Genomic DNA, 19,595 nt, shown 5'->3' with positions numbered 1-19,595 from the left:
GCAGCTACGCAAAAATCTTCCCCGGGTTGAGGATGCCCTTGGGGTCGAGCGCGTGCTTGATCGCGCGCATCAGATCGAGCGCGTCGCTGCCGGCTTCTTCGATCAGGAAATCCTGCTTGTGCAGGCCGATACCGTGCTCGCCGCTGCAGGTGCCGCCCAGGGCGAGGGCGCGGCGCACCAGCCGGGCGTTGAGCGTCTCGGCGAGTTCGCGCTCCTCGGGTTTGGCGGGGTCGATGAGGTAGCCGATGTGGTAGTTGCCATCGCCCACATGGCCGACGACGAAATACGGCAGCCCGGCTGAGTCGGCCTCGACGATGGTGGCGTTGATGCTCTCGGCCAGACGCGAAATCGGCACGCAGGTATCGGTGGTCACGCAGCGGCAGCCTGGCTTGGTCTGCAGCGCAGAAAGGTAGGCGTGGTGCCGCGCCTTCCACAGCCGGGTGCGCTCCTCGGGGGTGTCGGCCCAGGCGAAGTCGGAGCCCGCGTGTTCTGCGGCGATGGCCTGCACCGCCTGCGCCTGTTCGCGCACCCCGGCGGGCGAGCCGTGGAATTCCATCAGCAGCAGCGGCTGCTCTGGCAGGCCGAGATGGTCGTGCGCGTTGACCGCGCGCACCGCGCCAGCGTCCATCAGCTCGCAGCGGGCGATGGGAATGCCGGCCTGGATGATGGCGATGGTGCAGTCCACCGCCTGCGCCACGTCGGGGAAGGAGCACACCGCGGCGGCCACGGCCTCGGGCTGTGGGTAGAGCCGCACGGTGACTTCGGTGATGATGCCCAGTGTGCCTTCGCTGCCGACCATCAGCCGCGTGAGGTCGTAGCCCGCGCTGCTCTTGCGCGCCCGCGTGCCGGTGCGCACCACGCGGCCATCGGCGAGCACCACGGTCAGCGCCAGCACGTTCTCGCGCATGGTGCCGTAGCGCACGGCGTTGGTGCCGGAAGCGCGCGTTGCGGTCATGCCGCCCAGCGTGGCGTCGGCACCGGGGTCGATGGGGAAGAACAGGCCGGTGTGGCGCAGGGCGTCGTTGAGCTGCAGCCGCGTCACCCCGGCCTGGACGGTGGCCAGCATGTCTTCTGCGGCGATGTCGAGCACCCGGTTCATGCGGGTGAGGTCCAGGCTGATGCCGCCCTGCACCGCGAGCAGCTGGCCTTCGAGCGAGGAACCCGCGCCGAAGGCGATCACCGGATAGTCGTGTGCCGCGGCGAGCTTGACCGCATCGGCCACGTCCTGCGTGCTTTCGCAGAACACCACGGCAGCGGGCGGCGGCACGTCGAACGGCGATTCGTCGCGACCGTGCTGCGCGCACACGGCCGGCGCGGTGGAGAGCTGCGCGCCGAAACGTGTGGCCAGCGCCTCGAGAAGCGCGGGCGGCGCGGGGCGTGTGAGGATTTTCGGGCTGAGTGGAGCGTTCATGGCGTGTCCTTGCAAAACGCGGGTGTTGAGGCTTTCGGCAAGAATACGCCGTTGACGATTGGGAGACGAACTGATGGGCCACCGCCTCACCGCCATTTCCACCCGCACTGGCGACGCGGGCACCACCGGCCTGGGGGACGGCTCGCGCTGCCTCAAGAATGCCGCGCGCATTCACGCGCTGGGCGAGGTGGACGAGCTCAATTCCCACCTCGGGCTGCTGCGCAGCATGGGGCTGCCGGACGCGATCGACGCACTGCTGGGGCAGGTCCAGCACGATCTGTTCGACCTCGGCGGCGAGCTGTCGGTGCCGGGGATGACCCTGCTCAAGCCGGAGCAGGTGGCCGCGCTGGACGAGGCGCTTGCGCACTACAACGCCCAGCTGCCGCCACTGGCCGAATTCATCCTGCCCGGCGGCACGCAGGCGGCGTCGCAGGCGCACATCTGCCGCACCGTGGCGCGGCGCGCCGAGCGCGCGGTCGTGGCCGTGGCGTGCGAGAGTGCCGACGCTGCTGCCTCGCCGCTGCGCGCCGAGCTGCTGCAATACCTCAACCGCCTGTCCGATTTGCTGTTCGTGCTGGCACGCACCCTCAACCGCGCGGGCGACGCCGCCAGTACCGAGGTCTACTGGAACCACCAGCGCCCGCCCAAGGCGTGAGTTGCCTTGGCGACAAACTTCTTCACACAGCCTGCACACGAATTTGATGTCGTGCAGGCAGGATGTACCAACCACGCTTCGACCTGTCTTTCCTCCGCGACATCCCGCCCATGACCCCGCACGCCAACCCCGCCTCGCACCGCCCTGCTTCGACCCTGCACCGCTGGCTCTGGGGCGCGCTGGGCCTGGCGCTCCTGGCCGCTGGCGGCCTGGCCCTGGTGGACGGTGCCCATCCAGCGCAGGCACAGATGCCCGGTGGGAAGGGCGGCATGGAAAAAGGTCAGATGCCGCCGCAGCCGGTCACCGCCGCGGTGGCCCGTGCGCAAGCCGTGCCGGTGTGGCTCACCGCGCTGGGCACGGTCACGCCGCGCAGCTACGTCAACGTGATGCCACGCGTGGCCGGGCTGCTGCAGAGCGTGGATTACAGGCAGGGGCAGATGGTGCGGGCCGGGCAATTGCTCGCGCAGATCGACCCGCGCCCCTTCCGCATCGCGGTGGAGCAGGCGCAGGCGCAGGTCGAACAGACCCAGGCGCAGCTCAGCGGCGCGCAAAGTGATCTGCAGCGCTATGAAACCCTGCTGCAGCAGGATTCGATTTCCGCGCAGCAGGTGTCCGATCAGCGCACCACCGTGGCGCAGCTCAAGGCCACGCTCGACGCCAACAAGGCTGCGCTCGACAACGCCAGGCTGCAGCTGAGCTGGACCCGCATCACCGCGCCGGTGGCGGGCCTGGCCGGACTGCGCCCGGTGGACGCCGGCAACATGGTCACCACCAACGGCGCGGTCGGCAGCAACACCAGCACCAGCACCAATTCGGCCTCGCCGATTGCCACCATTGCCCAGGTGCAGCCGGTGGACGTGACCTTCGCGCTGCCACAGCAGAACATCGCTGAAGTGGTGGGCCAGCTCATGGCCGGCAAGACCATGCCCACCCAGGCCTGGGACGCGCGCAACACCCAGCTGCTCGAAACCGGCAAACTGGTTGCCGCAGACAACCAGATCAACGCCACGACCGGCACGCTCAACCTGCGCGCCGAGTTCGGCAACAAGGCGCTGGCCCTCTACCCCAACCAGTTCGTCAATGTGCGGCTGCTGGTGCGCACCATCCCCGATGCCGTGGTGGTGCCGACCACCGCGGTCGCCGTCGGCGCCCCCGGCACCTATGTCTATGTGATCGGTGCGGACGACAAGGTGAAGATGCGCGTGGTCAAGACCGGCGTGGCGTTCGACAACCTCACGCAGATCGTCAGCGGCCTGCAACCCGGCGAGCGCGTGGTCACCGACGGGCTGGACCGCCTGCGGGATGGCCGCACGGTCAAGGTCGTGCAGGCTGCCGTCAGCGGTGGCAGCGGCACCGCGCGCCCATCAGCGCATAAACCCGCAGCCAGCGGAGCGCGCTGACCATGAGCGCGACGCAGGACGGTCCATCCACCCCACCCCCACCCTCCCCGCCCGCGGGGATGGCGCATGAAAAACTTGCTCCTCCCCCACCCCATGGGGGAGGTTGGGAGGGGGAAGCAGCTGCGAACAGCACAGCCGATCCCACCCCTCCACAGCCCTCCCCGCCTGCTGCGAGGGAGCAGGACGGTGGACCAAGCCGGGAGGAAGCTCCCCTCGAAGACCGCCCCAGCCCCTCGCGGCTGTTCATCCTGCGGCCGATTGCCACCACGCTGCTGATGATCGCGGTGCTGGTGGCCGGGTTCGTCGGCTACCGGCTGCTGCCGCAGGCGGCGCTGCCGGAGGTGGACTACCCCACCATCCAGGTCACCACCCTTTACCCCGGCGCCAGCCCGGATGTGATGACCTCCTCGGTCACCGGGCCGCTGGAGCAGCAGTTCGGGCAGATGCCGGGGCTGGCGCAGATGTGGTCGGTGAGCTCGGGCGGCGCCTCGGTCATCACCCTGCGTTTCGATCTGTCGCTGTCGCTCAGTGTGGCCGAGCAGGAGGTGCAGGCGGCGATCAATGCGGCGAGCAATCTGCTGCCGTCCGACCTGCCGCAGCCGCCGATCTACGCCAAGGTCAACCCGGCCGACGCGCCGGTCATCACCCTGGGCATCACCTCGTCCACCCTGCCGCTGACCACGCTGTACGACCTGGCCGACACGCGGTTGAGCCAGAAACTCTCGCAGGTGTCGGGCGTGGGGCTGGTGACGCTGTCGGGCGGACACAAGCCGGCGATTCGCGTGACGGTCAACGGCCCGGCGCTGGCCGCGCTCGGGCTGAGCATGGACAGCATCCGCACCGCGATCAGCGGGGCCAATGTCAACAGTCCCAAGGGCAGCATCAGCGGCAGCCAGCAGGCGTTCAGCATCGACGCCAACGACCAGCTGCAGTCGCCGCAGCAGTACCGCGACATGATCATTGCTTACTCGAACGGCGCGCCGGTGCGGCTGGGCGATGTGGCGACGATCGCCACCGGCGCCGAGAATGCCTGGCAGGCGGCGATGGTCAACGGCAAGCCGGGCATCGTGATCAACGTGCAGCGCCAGCCGGGTGCGAACGTGATCGCCGTGGTCGATGCGATTCACAAGCTGCTGCCCAGCCTGCAGGCGCAGTTGCCCGCAGCGGCGCAGCTCACCGTGCTGTCCGACCGCACCGTGACCATCCGCGCGGCGATCGCCGATGTGCAGTTCGAGCTGCTGCTCGCGGTGCTGCTCGTGGTGCTGGTGATCTTCGTGTTTCTGCGCAGCGCGCGCGCGACCTTCATTCCGGCCACCGCGGTGCCGCTGGCGCTGGTGGGCACCTTCGGCGCGATGTATCTGTTCGGCTTTTCGATCAACACCCTCACGCTGATGGCGCTGACCATTGCCACCGGCTTTGTGGTGGACGACGCCATCGTGATGATCGAGAACATCTCGCGCTACATCGAGGCCGGTGAGCCGCCGCTCAAGGCCGCGCTCAAGGGCGCGGGGCAGATCGGCTTCACCATCATCACCCTGACCTTTTCGCTGATCGCGGTGCTCATTCCGCTGCTGTTCATGGGCGATGTGGTCGGGCGGCTGTTCCGCGAGTTCGCCATCACCCTGGCGGTGGCCATCGTCATCTCGGCCGCGGTGTCGCTGACCTTCACGCCCATGCTCTCGGCGCGGCTGCTGCGGCACACGCCCGAAGACCGGCAGGGGCGGCTGTTCCGCGCCACCGGGCAGGCGTTCGATCGGCTGTCGGCCGCCTACACCCGCGCGCTGCGCTGGGTGCTGCGGCACCAGCCGCTGGTGCTGCTGCTGGCCGTGGGCACGCTGGTGCTGACCGTGCTGCTGTATGTGCTCATCCCCAAGGGTTTTTTTCCGGCCCAGGACACCGGCATGATCCAGGCGACCACCGTGGCGCCGCAGGATGTGTCGTTCCAGTCGATGGCCGCGCGCCAGCAGGCGCTGGTGGATGCGCTGCTCGCTGACCCGGCGGTGGCTTCGGTGTCGTCGGTCATCGGCATCGACGGGGTGAACACCACCATGAACACCGGCCGGCTGCTGATCAACCTCAAGCCGCTGGCCGAGCGCCCACGGGTGCAGGCGCTCATCACCCGGCTCGATGCCCGCGCGGCGCAGGTGGAGGGCATTGCCGCCTACCTGCAGCCAGTGCAGGACCTGACCATCAACGACATCGCCAGCCGCTATCCCTACCAGTTCAGCCTGTCGGCGACCAGCGCCGCCGAACTCTCCCGCGCCAACAATGCGCTGATGGAGCGCCTGAAGGCGCTGCCGCAGCTCGCCGGCGTGACCAGCGATCTGCAGGATCAGGGCTTGCAGGCCTATGTGGACGTGGACCGCAGCGCGGCCGCGCGGCTGGGCATCACCATGAGCGCGATCGACAGCGCGCTGTACAACGCCTTCGGCCAGCGGCTGGTGTCGACCATCTTCACCCAGTCGGCGCAGTACCGGGTGGTGCTCGGGCTGGAGGGCGCGCACGGTGCGGCGGCCACCCCACCCCAACCCGCCCCGCCCGCAGGGAGGGAGCAAGATGTGGGCGGGGTGCTGCGGGCGTTCAATGACATCTACCTCACGAGCAACGGCCAGGCGGTGCCGCTTTCGAGCATCGCCACCATCGCGCAGCGCGCCACGCCTTTGGCGATCGACCATCTCGGCCAGTTTCCGGCGGCGCTGATCTCCTTTCAGCTCGCGCCCGGCGTGTCGCTGGGCGAAGCGGTGAGCGCCATCGAGCAGGCGGCGCGGGAGGCTGCCCTGCCTGCCTCGGATGTGATCGCATTCCAGGGCGCAGCCAGCGCGTTTCAGTCGGCGCTGTCCAACCAGCTCTGGCTGCTGCTCGCGGCGGTGGCCACCATGTACATCGTGCTCGGCGTGCTCTACGAGAGCTACATCCACCCGGTGACCATTCTGTCCACCCTGCCGTCGGCGGGAATCGGTGCGCTGCTGGCGCTGATGGGCACGGGGCATGACCTCACGGTGATCGCGATCATCGGCATCATCCTGCTCATCGGCATCGTGCAGAAGAACGCGATTCTGATGGTGGACTTTGCGCTGGACGCGCAGCGCAACCAGGGGCTGCCCGCCGAGGAAGCCATGCTGCAGGCCGCGCACCTGCGGCTGCGGCCGATTCTGATGACCACCTTCGCCGCGCTGTTCGGCGCGGTGCCGCTGGCGCTGGGCACCGGCATGGGCGCGGAGCTGCGCCAGCCGCTGGGCATCGCCATCGTCGGCGGGCTGCTGGTGTCGCAGGTGCTCACCCTGTTCACCACGCCGGTGATCTATCTGGCCTTTGACCGGCTGAGCCATCGGGCGGGGGCATGGCGCAAGCGGCGCGTCCCCCACCCGACCGCCCCCACGGGTGGAGGAGGTGAAGTCGCTCCCTCCCCGCGCGTGGGGAGGGATGAGGAGGGAAGGCGGTGAACCCTTCGGCGCTGTTCATCCGTCGCCCCATCGCCACCAGTCTGCTGGCGCTGGCGGTGCTGCTGGCCGGGCTGATCGCGTTCCGGCAACTGCCGGTGTCGCCCCTGCCGCAGGTGGACTTTCCGACCATCGTGGTCAATGCCAGCATGGCCGGGGCCAGCCCGGAGGTGATGGCAGCCACCGTGGCCACGCCGCTGGAACGCAGCCTGGGCACCATTGCCGGGATCACGCAGATGACCTCGAGCAGTTCACTGGGCTCGACCCGGGTGATCCTGCAGTTCGAACTGCGCAAGAACATCAACGACGCCGCGCGCGAGGTGCAGGCCGCGATCAACGCCGCGCTGCCGCTGCTGCCCAGCGGGCTGACCGGCAACCCGACCTACCGCAAGGTCAACCCGGCGGATGCACCGATCATGATCCTGTCGCTCACCTCCAAGACGCTGTCGCGCGGGCAGATGTTCGACGCGGGCTCGACCATCCTCGCGCAGAAGATTTCGCAGATCGCAGGCATCGGCTCGGTCACCGTGGGCGGCGCGGCACTGCCTGCGGTGCGGGTGGAGCTCGACCTGCCGCGGATCAACGGCATGGGGCTGAGCCTGGAGCAGGTGCGCCAGGCCATTGCCACGGCCAATGTCGATACGCCCAAGGGCGCGATCGACAATGCGGCGCACCGCTGGCAGGTGGGCGCCAACGACCAGATCTCCACCCCGGCGCAGTACCGACGCATCGTGGTCGCCTACAAGAACGGCGCTGCGGTGCGGCTGGACCAGATCGCGAACGTCTTTGAAGGCCTGCAGAACGACCGCAACATGGGCCTGGCCAACGGCCAGCCCTCGGTGCAACTGATCATCTATCGCCAGCCGGGGGCGAACATCATCGACGCGGTCGAGGGCGTGAAGGCCGCGCTGCCGCAGCTCGAAGCGTCGATTCCGGCGGCGATCCAGGTGACGCTGATGTCGGACCGCACCACCACCATCCGCGCCTCGCTCAAGGAGGTGGAAAACACCCTGATCCTGGCCGTGCTGCTGGTGATCGGCGTGGTCTGGCTGTTCCTGCGCGACTGGCGCGCGACCCTCATTCCGGCGATCGCCGTGCCGCTGTCGCTGGTGGGCACATTTGCGGCCATGTGGCTGCTCGACTACTCGCTCGACAATCTGTCGCTGATGGCGCTGATCGTGGCCACCGGCTTCGTGGTGGACGACGCCATCGTGGTGCTGGAAAACATCATGCGCCATGTCGAGGAAGGGCTTTCGCCCCTGGCCGCGGCGTTCAAGGGCGCGCGCGAGGTGGGGTTCACCGTGCTGTCGATGAGCCTCTCGCTGGTGGCGGTGTTCATCCCGGTGCTGTTCATGGGCGGCATCGTCGGGCGGCTGTTCCACGAGTTTGCGGTCACGCTGTCGGTGGCGATCGGCATTTCGCTGCTGGTGTCGCTCACGGTCACGCCGATGCTGGCGTCGCGCTGGCTGCGCCCTCGGTCGCACGGTGCGCAGCCTGCCTCACGGCTCGAACGCGGCTGGAATGCGGTACACCACGGCTACGCCCGCAGCCTGCGCTGGGCCTTGCTGCATCCGCTGCTGATGCTGGTGCTGTTCTTTTCCACCATCGGCCTGACGGTGTATCTGTTCAAGGTCGTGCCCAAGGGTTTTTTCCCCACGCAGGACACGGGGCTGCTGATCGGCTCGGTGCAGGCCGATCAGTCGATCTCGTTTCAGGACATGAGCAAGAAGCTGGAGAGAATCGTCGCCATCGTGCGCAAGAACCCGGGCATGGAAAACGTGGTGGCGTTCACTGGCGGCGGCACGACCAACAGCGCGTTCATGTTCATGCAGCTCAAGCCGCTCGCCCAGCGGCAGGGCGTGCAGTCCATCATCGTCGAGCTGCGCCGGGCGCTGGCGCGGGTGCCGGGCACGCAGACCTTCATGTTTCCGGTGCAGGACATCCGCGCCGGCGGCAGGCCGTCGGCGGCGCTGTATGAATACACCCTGCAGGCGTCCGACCTGAACCTGCTGCGCGAGTGGGAGCCCAAGGTGCTCGCCGCGTTCAAGCGCATTCCGGGGCTGAACGATGTCAACAGCGACCAGCAGGCCAGCGGCCTGCAGCTCTCGCTGGTGCTCGACCGCGCAGCGGCCGCGCGCTACGGCATTGCGGTGTCGGCCATCGACCAGACCCTCAACGACGCATTCGGCCAGCGGCTGGTGTCGACCATCTACGCGCCGCTGAACCAGTACCGCGTGGTCATGGAGGCCGCGCAGCAGTACCAGAACAATGCAAGCGCCTTGAACGACATCTATCTCGTCGGCAGCAAGGGCCAGCGTGTGCCGCTGTCGGCGCTGGCGCACTATGAACTGACCAACACGCCGCTGGCGGTCAATCACCAAGGGCTGTTCGTCGCGTCGACCATTTCGTTCAACCTCGACAAGGGCGTGTCGCTGAGCAGCGTGCAGAGCAAGATCGACGAGGCCACCGCAGCCATCGGCCTGCCCTCGGAAGTGCGCGGCGGCTTCCAGGGCACGGCACAACTGTTTTCCGACACCCTGAAAAACGAGCCGCTGTTCATCATGGCGGCGATCTTTGCGATCTACATCGTGCTGGGCATGCTGTACGAGAGCACGCTGCACCCGCTGACCATTCTGTCCACCCTGCCGCCGGCCGGGCTGGGGGCGCTGCTGGCGCTGCAACTCACCGACACCGAGTTTTCCATCATCGCGCTGATCGGGGTGTTTTTGCTGATCGGCATCGTGAAAAAGAACGCCATCCTGATGGTGGACTTTGCGCTGTCTGCCGAGCGCGACCACGGCGCCAGCCCGCGCGACGCCATTTTCGAGGCCGCCACGCTGCGCCTGCGCCCCATCCTGATGACCACGCTGGCCGCGCTGGGCACGGCGCTGCCGCTGGCCTTCATCACCGGCAACGGCGCGGAACTGCGTCAGCCGCTGGGCATCTCGATTGCCGGCGGACTGATCGTCAGCCAGGCGCTCACCCTCTACACCACGCCGGTCATCTATCTCGAACTCGACCGCCTGCGCCGCTGGACGCTGCGCCGCTTCCATCGCGGCGCGCACGCGCAGCGCATCGACACTCCGGCCTGAATGCCATGAACCCGACCGCACCATCCCGTCTGCTCCCTGTCGCCGCGCTTGCGCTGCTGCTCGGCGCCTGCGCCGCCACCCCGCCCGAGCCTGCGGTCAAGATCGCCCTGCCCGCCGCCTACGCCCAGGCACAGGACGGCTGGCAGCCCGCGCAGCCGCTGGCCACGATGCCACGCGGCGCATGGTGGAGCGTGTTCGACGACCCGGTGCTGTCCACGCTGGAACAGCAAGTGGCGCAGCACAACCAGAGCCTCGCGGCGCAGCTGGCTGCCTATGAACAGGCGCAGGCCGCAGTGGCGCAGGCGCAGGCGGCGTATGACCCCGCAGTGACCGCAGGCGCTTCTGTCAGCCGCGCGCGCAGCGCCAGCGTCGGCACGGTGGGCAACAGCGTCAGCGCCTCGCTGGGTGCCAGCTGGGAGCCCGACCTCTGGGGCAAGGTGCGGCTGCAGGTGCAGGCTGGGCAGGCCGCCGCTGCCGCCAGCGCTGCCACACTCGCAGGCACCCAGCTCAGCCTGCAATCCACCCTGGCCGCCAGCTACCTGCAACTGCGCACCGTGGACGCGCAAATCCAGCTGGCGCGCGACACCGTGGCCGCCTACCAGCGTGCGCTGCAGCTCACCGAAAACCGCTACCACGCCGGGGTCGATACCGCCGCCGACGTGGCGCAGGCGCGTACCCAGCTGCTGCAGGCGCAGACCAGCCTGACCGACCTGGGCGTGAGCCGTGCGCAGTTGCAGAACGCCATCGCCGTGCTGGTCGGCAAGGCGCCGTCAGACTTCACCCTGCCCGCCACCAGCGCGCTGCCGGGCGTGCCCGCCATTCCCGCGGGCATTCCGGCGCAACTGCTGCAGCGCCGCCCCGATCTGGCCGCGGCGCAGGCGCAGGTGGCAGCGGCCAATGCCCAGATCGGCATGGCGCAGACCGCGTGGTTCCCCAATCTCACGCTTTCCGCGCAGGGCGGCAGCCAGGCGGCGCGCATCGCCGAGCTGTTTTCGGCGCCGTCGCTGTTCTGGTCGCTCGGGCCGCAACTGGCGGCCACGCTGTTCGACGGCGGGCTGCGCCGCGCGCAGGTGCAAAGCAGCGAGGCGGCGTACCGGCAGGCGGTGGCCAACTACCGGCAGAGCGTGCTCACCGCCTTGCAGCAGGTCGAAAACAACCTCGCCGCGCAAGGCATCCTCACACAGGAGGCGCAGCAACAGGCCGAGGTGGTGCAGGCCGCGCAGGTGCAGCTGCGCCTGGCCGAAAACCAGTACAAGGCGGGCACGGCCCCCTACCTGAACGTACTCACCGCGCAGACCACATTGACTACGGCGCGCAACGCGCAGCTCACCTTGCTGAACCGGCGCTACGCCGCAGCGGTCGCGCTGATCCAGGCGCTGGGCGGTGGCTGGGGGGATGAAAACACCCCGGCGATCGGCCCGTTGCCTGCGGCATCGAGCACGGCGCGATAGGCAGCGGCGGGACGGCAGCGCCCAGGACCTGCTGTCCCTACCATCGCACCATGTCTGCCACCGCCCTGCTCACCCTGCTGGCCGCCAGCGTCCTGCTGGTTCCCCTGTTCAAACGCCTTGGCCTGGGCTCGGTGCTCGGCTATCTCGTGGCGGGCATCGCCGTGGGGCCTTACGGTCTGGCCGTGGTGAGCCGACCGGAATCGGTGCTGCACACCGCCGAGCTGGGCGTGACGCTGTTGATGTTCCTCATTGGACTGGAGCTGCAGCCCAGCCGCCTGTGGGCGCTGCGGCGGCAGGTGTTCGGTCTGGGGACGCTGCAGATGGCCGGGGTGGCACTGCCGGTGGCGGCGCTGGCGGCGGCGCTGGGCCTGGGGTGGACGGGCGCGGCGCTGGTGGGCGTTGCGCTGGCAATGTCGTCCACTGCCTACATCCTGCCGCTGCTGGCCGAGCGCCGGGAGCTGACCACGCGCTTCGGCCGCGAGACCTTCGCCATCCTCCTGTTCCAGGACGTGAGCGTCATTCCCATCCTGGCGCTGCTGGCGCTGACCGGTGCGGGCGGACAGGCGCCGGGCTGGCCCGCGCTGGCAGCACTGGTTGTTGTGGCGGTGGCCGGGCGGCCGGTGCTGGCCACCATGTTCCGCTATGTGGCGCGGTTCGGCGGCGGCAACCGTGAACTGTTCGCCGCCGCCGCGCTGCTGGGCGCCGTGGGCATCGGCGTGGGGCTCAACAGCGTGGGGCTGTCGGCCTCGCTGGGCGCGTTTCTCGCGGGGGTGCTGCTGGCCGACTCGGAATTCCGCCATGAGCTGGAGGCCGCCATCGAGCCGTTCGAGAGCCTGCTGCTCGGCCTGTTTTTCATCGCGGTGGGCATGGGCATTGCGCTGCCGCTGGTGAGCGCCCAGCCGCTGCAGGTGCTTGGCCTCGGAGCAGGCATTCTGCTGCTCAAGGCGCTCACGCTCTACGCGGGGCGGCGGCTCATCGGCGGCGACGATGCGGTCAGCCGTCCGCTGGCCATCGTGCTGGCCTGCGGCGGCGAGTTCGCCTTCGTGCTGTTTGCCAGCGCGCGCAGTGGTGGCCTGCTCGACGCCCCCACCGCCGCGCTGCTGACCGTGGCGGTGGCCGTCTCCATGGCCCTGGCGCCGTTTCTGCTCATGCTCAACGACCGGGTGATCCAGCCGTGGGCACGCAAGCGACAGGCGGCACCGTTCAGCCCCATCGACGAGCCAGGCCAGCCGGTCATCATCGCCGGCTATGGCCGTGTCGGGCAGGTCGTCGGGCGCATGCTCAACGCGGCCGGCGTGGCCTTCACCGCGCTGGATGCCAGCGCCGAGCAGGTGGATTTCGTGCGCCAGTTCGGCAACAAGATCTACTACGGGGACGCCACCCGCCTGACGCTGCTGCGCGCCGCCCATGTGCAGGACGCCCGACTGTTCGTCCTCGCCGTCGATGATGTCGAAGACAGCCTGAAGATCGCCGAACTGCTGCGCACCCATTTCCCCGACGTGCCGCTGCTGGCGCGGGCACGCAACCGCACCCACCTCATGCGCCTGCGCGAACTGGGCGTGAAGCAGGTGCTGCGCGAAACCTGGCTGTCCAGCGTGGAAATGGGCAAGCAGGCGCTGCAGGTGGCCAAGCCCGACCTGGACGTGGAGCGCCTGGCCAGACTGTTCACCGCCCACGACCTGCGCACCCTCGACCGCCAGCAGGCGGTGTTCCACGACCAGGCCGCGCTCATCGCCCTGTCGAAAGACGCCCGTGCCGAACTGGAAGACATCCTCCAGGGCGACACCCAACTGCAACGCGCCACCGCAGCGGAGGGCGGCGAGGCATCCAAGACCGTGCAGGGCGCAGCGCCATGACCGCTGGTCGTCCGGTTGAGGGGCGATCCGCGCTTCGAGGGAGGAGCCAGACCGCAGCGCAGGCCCGGCGGCCGCGCCGACAGAACCCATCGCAGGCGATGACAGGCGCTGACGGCCCTTGGCGATCGGCCCCTTCACCCCTCCGTCTCCAGATCGGGGATGTGGTTGAACGCGATGCGCATCGGCGCCTCGTCGCGGCCCTGGTGGCCGCTGCCGCAGTAGATGGTGTGGCGCCCGAAGCGCACGTTGAGGGCGTCGACCGCGCTCCACAGCGCGGTCTGCTGCGCATCGGTGCCCGGCGCATCGCCCGCGAAAAGGCTGGCGCTGGTCTGCCCGGGCTGGCGCAGGTCGTGCAGCAACATGGCCACTTTCATCGGCGCCCAGCCCGGCGGCACCATGCCGGGCCACAGGTCGCGCAGGGTGTGCAGCAGCGTGCGGGTGTCTGCAGTGGGGGAAAAGCGCGCGCCGCGCTCGGGCCGCAGGCGCTCGCCGTGCCAACGGGTGAGCTTGAGCATCACGGTCATCGCGCCAGCCAGCAACTGCTCGCGGCGCAGGCGCATTGCCGCCTTTTGCGTGAGGCGGTCGAGCACGGCCAGGGCCCCTTCGACGCTGCGCATCTCGGGCGGCAGCACATGCGAATGCCCGAGCGAGCGCCGCGGCGTGGCGGCGGACACGCCGGTTGCCAGCCCGTGCAGCCGGTCGAAAAACGCCTCGCCCGCCATGCCGCCCCACACCACGCGCAGTTGCTCGCGCCGCGCACGCCAGAGCTGCTCGACGGTGTGGATGCCGTGGGCCTGCAGCCGCGCGAGCATGCGCACATTGATGCCGGTGAGATCGGTGAGCTGCATGCGCAGCAGCGGGCCGGGCAGATCGCCTGCATCGAGCACCACCAGGCCGTCGGGCTTCTGCAGGTTCGACGCCTGCTTGGCCAGAAACACATTGGGCGCGATGCCCACCGACACCCGCATGCACTCGCCCAGCGCCTCGCGCAGCGCGGCCTTCAGCCGCAGCGCCAGGGTGGTTGCGCGCTCGCGGCTGGTCCAGCCCATCGGCAGGCTGCAGGCCATTTCGTCGATGGACAGCACCTGTTCCACCGGCGCGATGGTGTCCACCACGGCCACCGCGCGATGGTGGATCTGCACATACTCGGCATGCCGCGCCACGACGAACACGATGCCCGGACACAGCTTGCGCGCCTGCGCCACCTGCGTGCCGGTCTTCACGCCGAAGGCCTTGGCCTCGTAGCTCGCAGCGATGCAGCAGGTGGTGTCGGCCAGCATGGGCACCACGCCCACCGGGCGCCCGCGCAGCTCGGGGCAAAGCTGCTGCTCCACCGAGGCGAAGTAAGAGTTGAAATCGACCAGCAGGCAACGCAGTGGCATGACACATCGTGCCGAGGGGGCACGCTCGAATACTGTTTTTATGTTCAGTATTTCACAGCCGTGCCCGAGGCGCAATGCGGATCGGCATCTCCCTGCCAAGTGGGTGTCTACATCCGCAGGCCCACCAGCCGCTTCCACTGGCCGCTCGCCAGCGCGGTGCCCACCAGGATGATTGCGCCGCCCGCCAGCATGGCGTTGGTCACGGGCTCGTGCAGAAACAGCGCGCCCCACAACATGCCGAAGGCCGGAATCAGGAAGGTGACCGAAGCGGCGTAGGCCGCGCCGACCTGCGCCACCAGGCGGAAATACAGCACATAGGCCAGCCCGGTGCACAGCACGCCAAGCGCCACCACGGCGGCCCAGACCTCGCCCCGCACCGCATGCGCGGGCCAGGTGAACGCGGCGGGCAGAGCCAGCAGCGCCGCAGCCGTGAGCTGACTGCCGAAAGCGGTGAGCGCCGGATCGACCCCGACCAGATGGCGGCGGGTGTAATGCACGGCATAGCCATAGGACATCGGCGCCAGCAGCACCGCAGCAACCGCCCAGTGCGCCGCACCCTGCGACAACCCAGGCTGATCGCTGACCAGAACGACCACTCCCAACAGGCCGACCCCCAGACCCACGATCTGCGCACGACCGATCGGCGCCCCGAACACCGTCGCCCCCAGCACGGCCGCCCACAGCGGGGTGGTGGCATTGAGAATGGCCTCGAAGCCCGCGCCCAGATGCAGCGCGCCCGCCGCGAACAAGGTGAACGGCAACGCGGAGTTGGTCACGCCCACAACCAGCAGCGGCCACAACTTGCTGCGGAACTGGGCGCGCGCCGCGCCCGTGCGCAGCACCGGCAGCAGCACCAGCGAGGCAATGCCCACGCGCAGCGCGATGAGCGGCACCGGTCCGAATTCGGGTACGGCGATGCGCAGGAACAGAAAAGACGCGCCCCAGATGGCGGCGAGCACAAACAGTTCGAGGAAAGGCATGGACGGGACACGACGGCTTAGCCACGCGGGCCAAAGCGCTCAGCGGCGGGACGTGGTGATGGGAGCGGCGCGTTCGAGATCGAGCAGCGCCTGCTTGCGCGGCAGGCCGGCAGCGTAACCGGTCAGCGCGCCGTCGTGGCCGACGATGCGGTGGCAGGGCACGACGATGAGCAGCGGATTGCGACCCACCGCCGCGCCCACCGCGCGGGCATGGGTGCTGGGCAGCCCGAGGCGCCGCGCCAGGGTCGCATAGCTGATCGTCTGCCCGGCAGGCACGGTCTGCAGCGCCTGCCAGACCGCCCGCTGAAACGGCGTGCCCTGGGGCCGCAAGGGCAGATCGAAGGCGACGGCATCGCCGCGGAAATAGGCCTGCAGTTGCGCCTGCGCTCGCCGCAGCAAAGGCGTGGCGGCGGCGATTGCCGTTGGCGACGTCGCCGCGTCGAGGAAGCGCAGCGCGACCAGCGCATCGCCTTCTGCGGTGAGTTGCAGCGCCCCCAGCGGGCTGTCCATGATCAAGACGTTCTTCACGATCGTTCTCCTTCCGTCGCGCGGCGCCACAGATGCACCGCAGCATAGCCCCGCCACGGCGCCCAGCGCGCGGCATGGGCCAGCACATCGGCCGGACGGGTCAGTCCGAGTTTGTTTGCGCAGCACCAGATCGCCGGCGGGAAAGGCATTCGGCCAGCCCAGACCGCGCAGCGCAATCATCTGCGCGGTCCATTCGCCGATGCCGGGCAAGGCCTGCAACGCCGCGAGCGTGGGCTCGAGCGGGGCGAGCGGCTGCAGCGCCACGCGTTCGCTGGCCACGGCACAGGCCAGCGCGTGCAGGCTGAGGGCGCGGGCGCTGGTCAGGCCGCAGGCGCGCAACACCGCTGCGCCTGCGGCAGACGGGCTATGGCGGCGTCAGTCCATAGCAGGAGCGAAACAGATGATTGAAGCGCCGCACGCTGCCAAAGCCCGCTGCGTCGGCCACGGCGGCCATGGGCAACGCCCTGTCGGTGAGCAGGCCCCAATCCTGCCGCGCGCAGTCGTCTGGCCGAAAACGGACATCAGTTCCTCGCGGCGCCGCGCGCTGCGTGCTGACTTTTCTGCAATACAGCTTTGTGTTCGACAAAGTGCAAAAGCCGGGTTAGTCCTGCCCCGCTGCAGCGCAGCAAAATGGATAATCGAGCCACAAAACAAACGCATTCAACTCGGACAGACTCGCCATGAACGCCCCCCTCCATCCCGACGTCGCCTCGCGCGCAGCGCGGCAAGCGGAAGTCGTTGCTGCTTTGAGCGCGGTGGCGCCGCCGCACATCCTGCTGTGGCAGCCCGAGGAGGTCACGCCCTACGAGTGCGACGGCCTGTCGGCCTACCGCCGCAAGCCGCTGGTGGTCGCGCTGCCGGAAACCGAGGCGCAGGTGGCAGCCGTGCTCAAGGCGTGCCACAGGCTGAATGTGCCGGTGGTGGCGCGCGGCGCGGGCACCGGGCTGTCGGGCGGGGCGCTGCCCAATGAAGACGGCGTGCTGCTGGCGCTGGCGCGGTTCAACCGCATCAAGCGCATCGACCCGGTCGCGCGCACCGCAACCGTCGAGTGCGGGGTGCGCAATCTGGCGATCTCCGAGGCGGCCGCGCCCTACGGCCTGTTCTACGCGCCCGACCCCTCCAGCCAGATCGCCTGCACCATCGGCGGCAACATCGCCGAAAACTCCGGCGGGGTGCATTGCCTCAAATACGGGCTGACCGTGCACAACGTGCTGCAGGTGCGCGGCTACACGGTGGAAGGCGAGCCGCTGACCGTCGGCAGCCTGGCGTGCGACTGCCCCGGCCCCGACCTGCTCGCTGCGGTGATCGGCAGCGAGGGCATGCTGATGGTCGTCACCGAGGTCACGGTCAAGCTGCTGCCCAAGCCGGTTCTGGCGCGCTGCATCATGGCCAGCTTCGACGATCTGCGCAAGGCGGGTGATGCGGTGGCGGCCATCATCGCCGCCGGCATCATCCCGGCCGGGCTGGAAATGATGGATCAGCCGATGACCGTGGCGGCCGAGGCCTTCGTCCACGCCGGCTACGACCTCGACGCCAAGGCCATCTTGCTGTGCGAAAGCGACGGCACGCCCGAGGAGGTGGAAGAAGAAATCGGCCGCATGACCGCGGTGCTCGAACGCTGCGGCGCCACCGCGCTGAAGTGCAGCGACAGCGAGGCCGAGCGCCTGCGCTTCTGGAGCGGGCGCAAGAACGCGTTTCCTGCCACCGGCCGCATCTCGCCCGACTATTACTGCATGGACGGCACCATTCCGCGCAAGCGCGTGGCCGACATGCTCGAGGCCATCCAGGGCATGGAGAGCAAGTACGGGCTGCGCTGCGTCAACGTGTTCCACGCGGGCGACGGCAATCTGCATCCGCTCATCCTGTTCGACGCCAACCAGCCTGGCGAGCTGCACCGCGCCGAGGAATTCGGCGCCGAAATTCTCGAAACCAGCGTGGCCATGGGCGGCACGGTCACCGGCGAGCATGGCGTGGGCTTCGAGAAGATCAACGCCATGTGCGTGCAGTTCAGCCCCGAGGAGCGCGAGCAGTTCTTCGCGCTGCGCCGCGCCTTCGATCCGGGCGAGACGCTCAACCCTGGCAAGCTGATCCCCACCCACGCGCGCTGCGCCGAATACGGCAAGATGCATGTGCGCGGCGGCCTGCTGCCTTTCCCCAACATTCCCCGGTTCTGAGCCGGATTGCCCCGCGACATCGCGGCAGAGCGTCACCCTCTTCCGCCGCGCTGCATGCGGTTGCGGCGGGGGGCGGACAGAAGCCAACCAACAGACATGCAAGCAGACGATCTGATTCCCCTCTGGCAAGACCTGGTGCGCGAGGCCGGCTCGCGCGGCGAGCGCATCCGCATCCACGCTGGCAACAGCAAGGCGCCGTGGTGGGCCGCAGTGCAGCAAACCGGCATGGACACCGCCGAGCACACCCTGGACACCACGCTGCTGTCGGGCATCACCCACTTCGAGCCGACCGAGCTGGTGATCACCGCCCGCGCGGGCACGCCGCTGGCCGACATCGAGGCGGCGCTGGCCGAACATCAGCAGTTCCTGCCGTTCGAGCCACCGCATTTCGCCCGCAGCGGCCAGGCCACGCTCGGCGGCATGGTGGCCAGCGCGATGAGCGGCCCGGCGCGCATCAGCGCCGGTGGCGTGCGCGACTATGTGCTCGGCGCCACACTGCTCAACGGCAAGAGCGAGGTGCTGCACTTTGGCGGCGAGGTGATGAAAAACGTCGCGGGGTTCGATGTATCGCGCCTGCTGTGCGGCTCGCTGGGTTCGCTCGGCGTCATTCTCGATGTCTCGCTCAAGGTGCTGCCCGTCGCCCCGGCGCAGGCCACGCTGCGGTTTGCCATGACACAGGACGAGGCCATCACCCGCTGCAACACCTGGGCCGCGCAGCCGCTGCCGCTCAACGCCAGCGCCTGGCTGCCCGACCGCAGCGCAGGCACCGGCAAGGGCGTGCTCACCCTGCGCCTGCGGGGGGCGCAGGCCGCGGTGCAGGCCGCCAGCGCCAAGCTGGGCGGCGAACGCCTGCCCGAGACCGAAGCCAGCACCTTCTGGACCGGCTTGCGCGAGCAGACTCTGCCCTGGTTTGCATCCACCTGGCCTGGCGACTCGCAGGCCGCCCTGTGGCGCCTGTCGCTGCCCCCCACCGCCCCGGCGCTCGATCTGTCCGGCACGCAACTGGTGGAATGGTTCGGCGGCCTGCGCTGGCTCATCAGCGCCGCGCCCGCGTCCATCATCTTCGAAGCCGCGCGCCAGGCCGGGGGGCACGCCACCCGCTTTCGCGGCGGCGATCCCGCCGTGCCGGTGTTCGCCCCGGCGCAGGCCACGCTGCTGCGCATCCAGCGCAACCTCAAGACCGCCTTCGACCCGCATGGCGTGTTCCCCACCCTGTTCTGATCCCG

At 69.1% G+C, this 19,595-nt stretch carries 12 protein-coding genes; 8 read left to right on the top strand and 4 right to left on the bottom strand.

Translation table 11 applies throughout. The annotated features are described in order from the left end of the window. Nucleotides 1–4: 4 nt before the first annotated feature. Nucleotides 5–1,411, bottom strand: a complete 1,407-nt coding sequence (locus tag AC1ZQA_RS03740) for an FAD-binding oxidoreductase (protein ID WP_482678483.1) — start codon at nucleotides 1,409–1,411, stop codon at nucleotides 5–7. A 73-nt stretch (nucleotides 1,412–1,484) separates the two neighbouring features. Between AC1ZQA_RS03740 and AC1ZQA_RS03735 the strand changes: the two genes are divergently transcribed. The 6 genes from AC1ZQA_RS03735 to AC1ZQA_RS03710 all read left to right on the top strand — a co-directional run bounded on the left by AC1ZQA_RS03735 (nucleotide 1,485) and on the right by AC1ZQA_RS03710 (nucleotide 13,305). After that, complete coding sequence (locus AC1ZQA_RS03735) at nucleotides 1,485–2,066, top strand: cob(I)yrinic acid a,c-diamide adenosyltransferase (RefSeq protein WP_482678482.1); 582 nt, start codon at nucleotides 1,485–1,487, stop codon at nucleotides 2,064–2,066. A gap of 110 nt (nucleotides 2,067–2,176) precedes the next feature. After that, complete coding sequence (locus tag AC1ZQA_RS03730) at nucleotides 2,177–3,466, top strand: efflux RND transporter periplasmic adaptor subunit (protein WP_482678481.1); 1,290 nt, start codon at nucleotides 2,177–2,179, stop codon at nucleotides 3,464–3,466. A 2-nt stretch (nucleotides 3,467–3,468) separates the two neighbouring features. Next, nucleotides 3,469–6,909 (top strand): efflux RND transporter permease subunit, encoded by a 3,441-nt coding sequence (locus tag AC1ZQA_RS03725; RefSeq protein ID WP_482678480.1) that lies wholly within the window; start codon nucleotides 3,469–3,471, stop codon nucleotides 6,907–6,909. Beyond that, the gene (locus AC1ZQA_RS03720; RefSeq protein ID WP_482678479.1) at nucleotides 6,906–9,998 is read left to right on the top strand and encodes an efflux RND transporter permease subunit; all 3,093 of its coding nucleotides are present in this window, start codon (nucleotides 6,906–6,908) and stop codon (nucleotides 9,996–9,998) included. Before AC1ZQA_RS03725 ends, AC1ZQA_RS03720 begins: the two co-directional genes overlap by 4 nt. A gap of 5 nt (nucleotides 9,999–10,003) precedes the next feature. Further along, nucleotides 10,004–11,449 carry an efflux transporter outer membrane subunit gene (locus AC1ZQA_RS03715; protein WP_482678478.1) on the top strand — a complete coding sequence of 482 codons (1,446 nt, stop codon included), beginning with the start codon at nucleotides 10,004–10,006 and terminating at the stop codon, nucleotides 11,447–11,449. A 50-nt stretch (nucleotides 11,450–11,499) separates the two neighbouring features. Then, nucleotides 11,500–13,305, top strand: a complete 1,806-nt coding sequence (locus AC1ZQA_RS03710) for a cation:proton antiporter domain-containing protein (protein ID WP_482678477.1) — start codon at nucleotides 11,500–11,502, stop codon at nucleotides 13,303–13,305. Nucleotides 13,306–13,439: 134 nt separating this feature from the next. Here AC1ZQA_RS03710 and AC1ZQA_RS03705 read toward each other — a convergent pair whose 3' ends face one another. From AC1ZQA_RS03705 to AC1ZQA_RS03695, 3 genes are all read right to left on the bottom strand, one after another. Next, the gene (locus tag AC1ZQA_RS03705) at nucleotides 13,440–14,687 is read right to left on the bottom strand and encodes a Y-family DNA polymerase (RefSeq protein ID WP_482678476.1); all 1,248 of its coding nucleotides are present in this window, start codon (nucleotides 14,685–14,687) and stop codon (nucleotides 13,440–13,442) included. Between the two features lie 107 nt (nucleotides 14,688–14,794). Beyond that, entirely contained in the window at nucleotides 14,795–15,667 is an 873-nt protein-coding gene (locus AC1ZQA_RS03700; RefSeq protein ID WP_482678475.1) for a DMT family transporter, read from the bottom strand. A 39-nt stretch (nucleotides 15,668–15,706) separates the two neighbouring features. Beyond that, entirely contained in the window at nucleotides 15,707–16,177 is a 471-nt protein-coding gene (locus AC1ZQA_RS03695) for a methylated-DNA--[protein]-cysteine S-methyltransferase (protein WP_482679269.1), read from the bottom strand. A gap of 698 nt (nucleotides 16,178–16,875) precedes the next feature. On the opposite strand from AC1ZQA_RS03695, the gene AC1ZQA_RS03690 reads away from it, so the two are divergent. Together AC1ZQA_RS03690 and glcE are read left to right on the top strand one after the other, a co-directional pair. Further along, nucleotides 16,876–18,369, top strand: coding sequence for an FAD-linked oxidase C-terminal domain-containing protein (locus AC1ZQA_RS03690; RefSeq protein ID WP_482678474.1), 1,494 nt, complete (start codon nucleotides 16,876–16,878; stop codon nucleotides 18,367–18,369). Nucleotides 18,370–18,465: 96 nt separating this feature from the next. Continuing rightward, nucleotides 18,466–19,590 (top strand): glycolate oxidase subunit GlcE, encoded by a 1,125-nt coding sequence (gene glcE / locus AC1ZQA_RS03685; protein ID WP_482678473.1) that lies wholly within the window; start codon nucleotides 18,466–18,468, stop codon nucleotides 19,588–19,590. The last annotated feature ends 5 nt before the right edge of the window (nucleotides 19,591–19,595 follow it).

Source organism: Thiomonas sp. DCM-2 (assembly GCF_056820905.1).
Note: the sequence above shows the minus strand (reverse complement) of the source record. Positions and strands in the feature narration are given on the sequence as shown.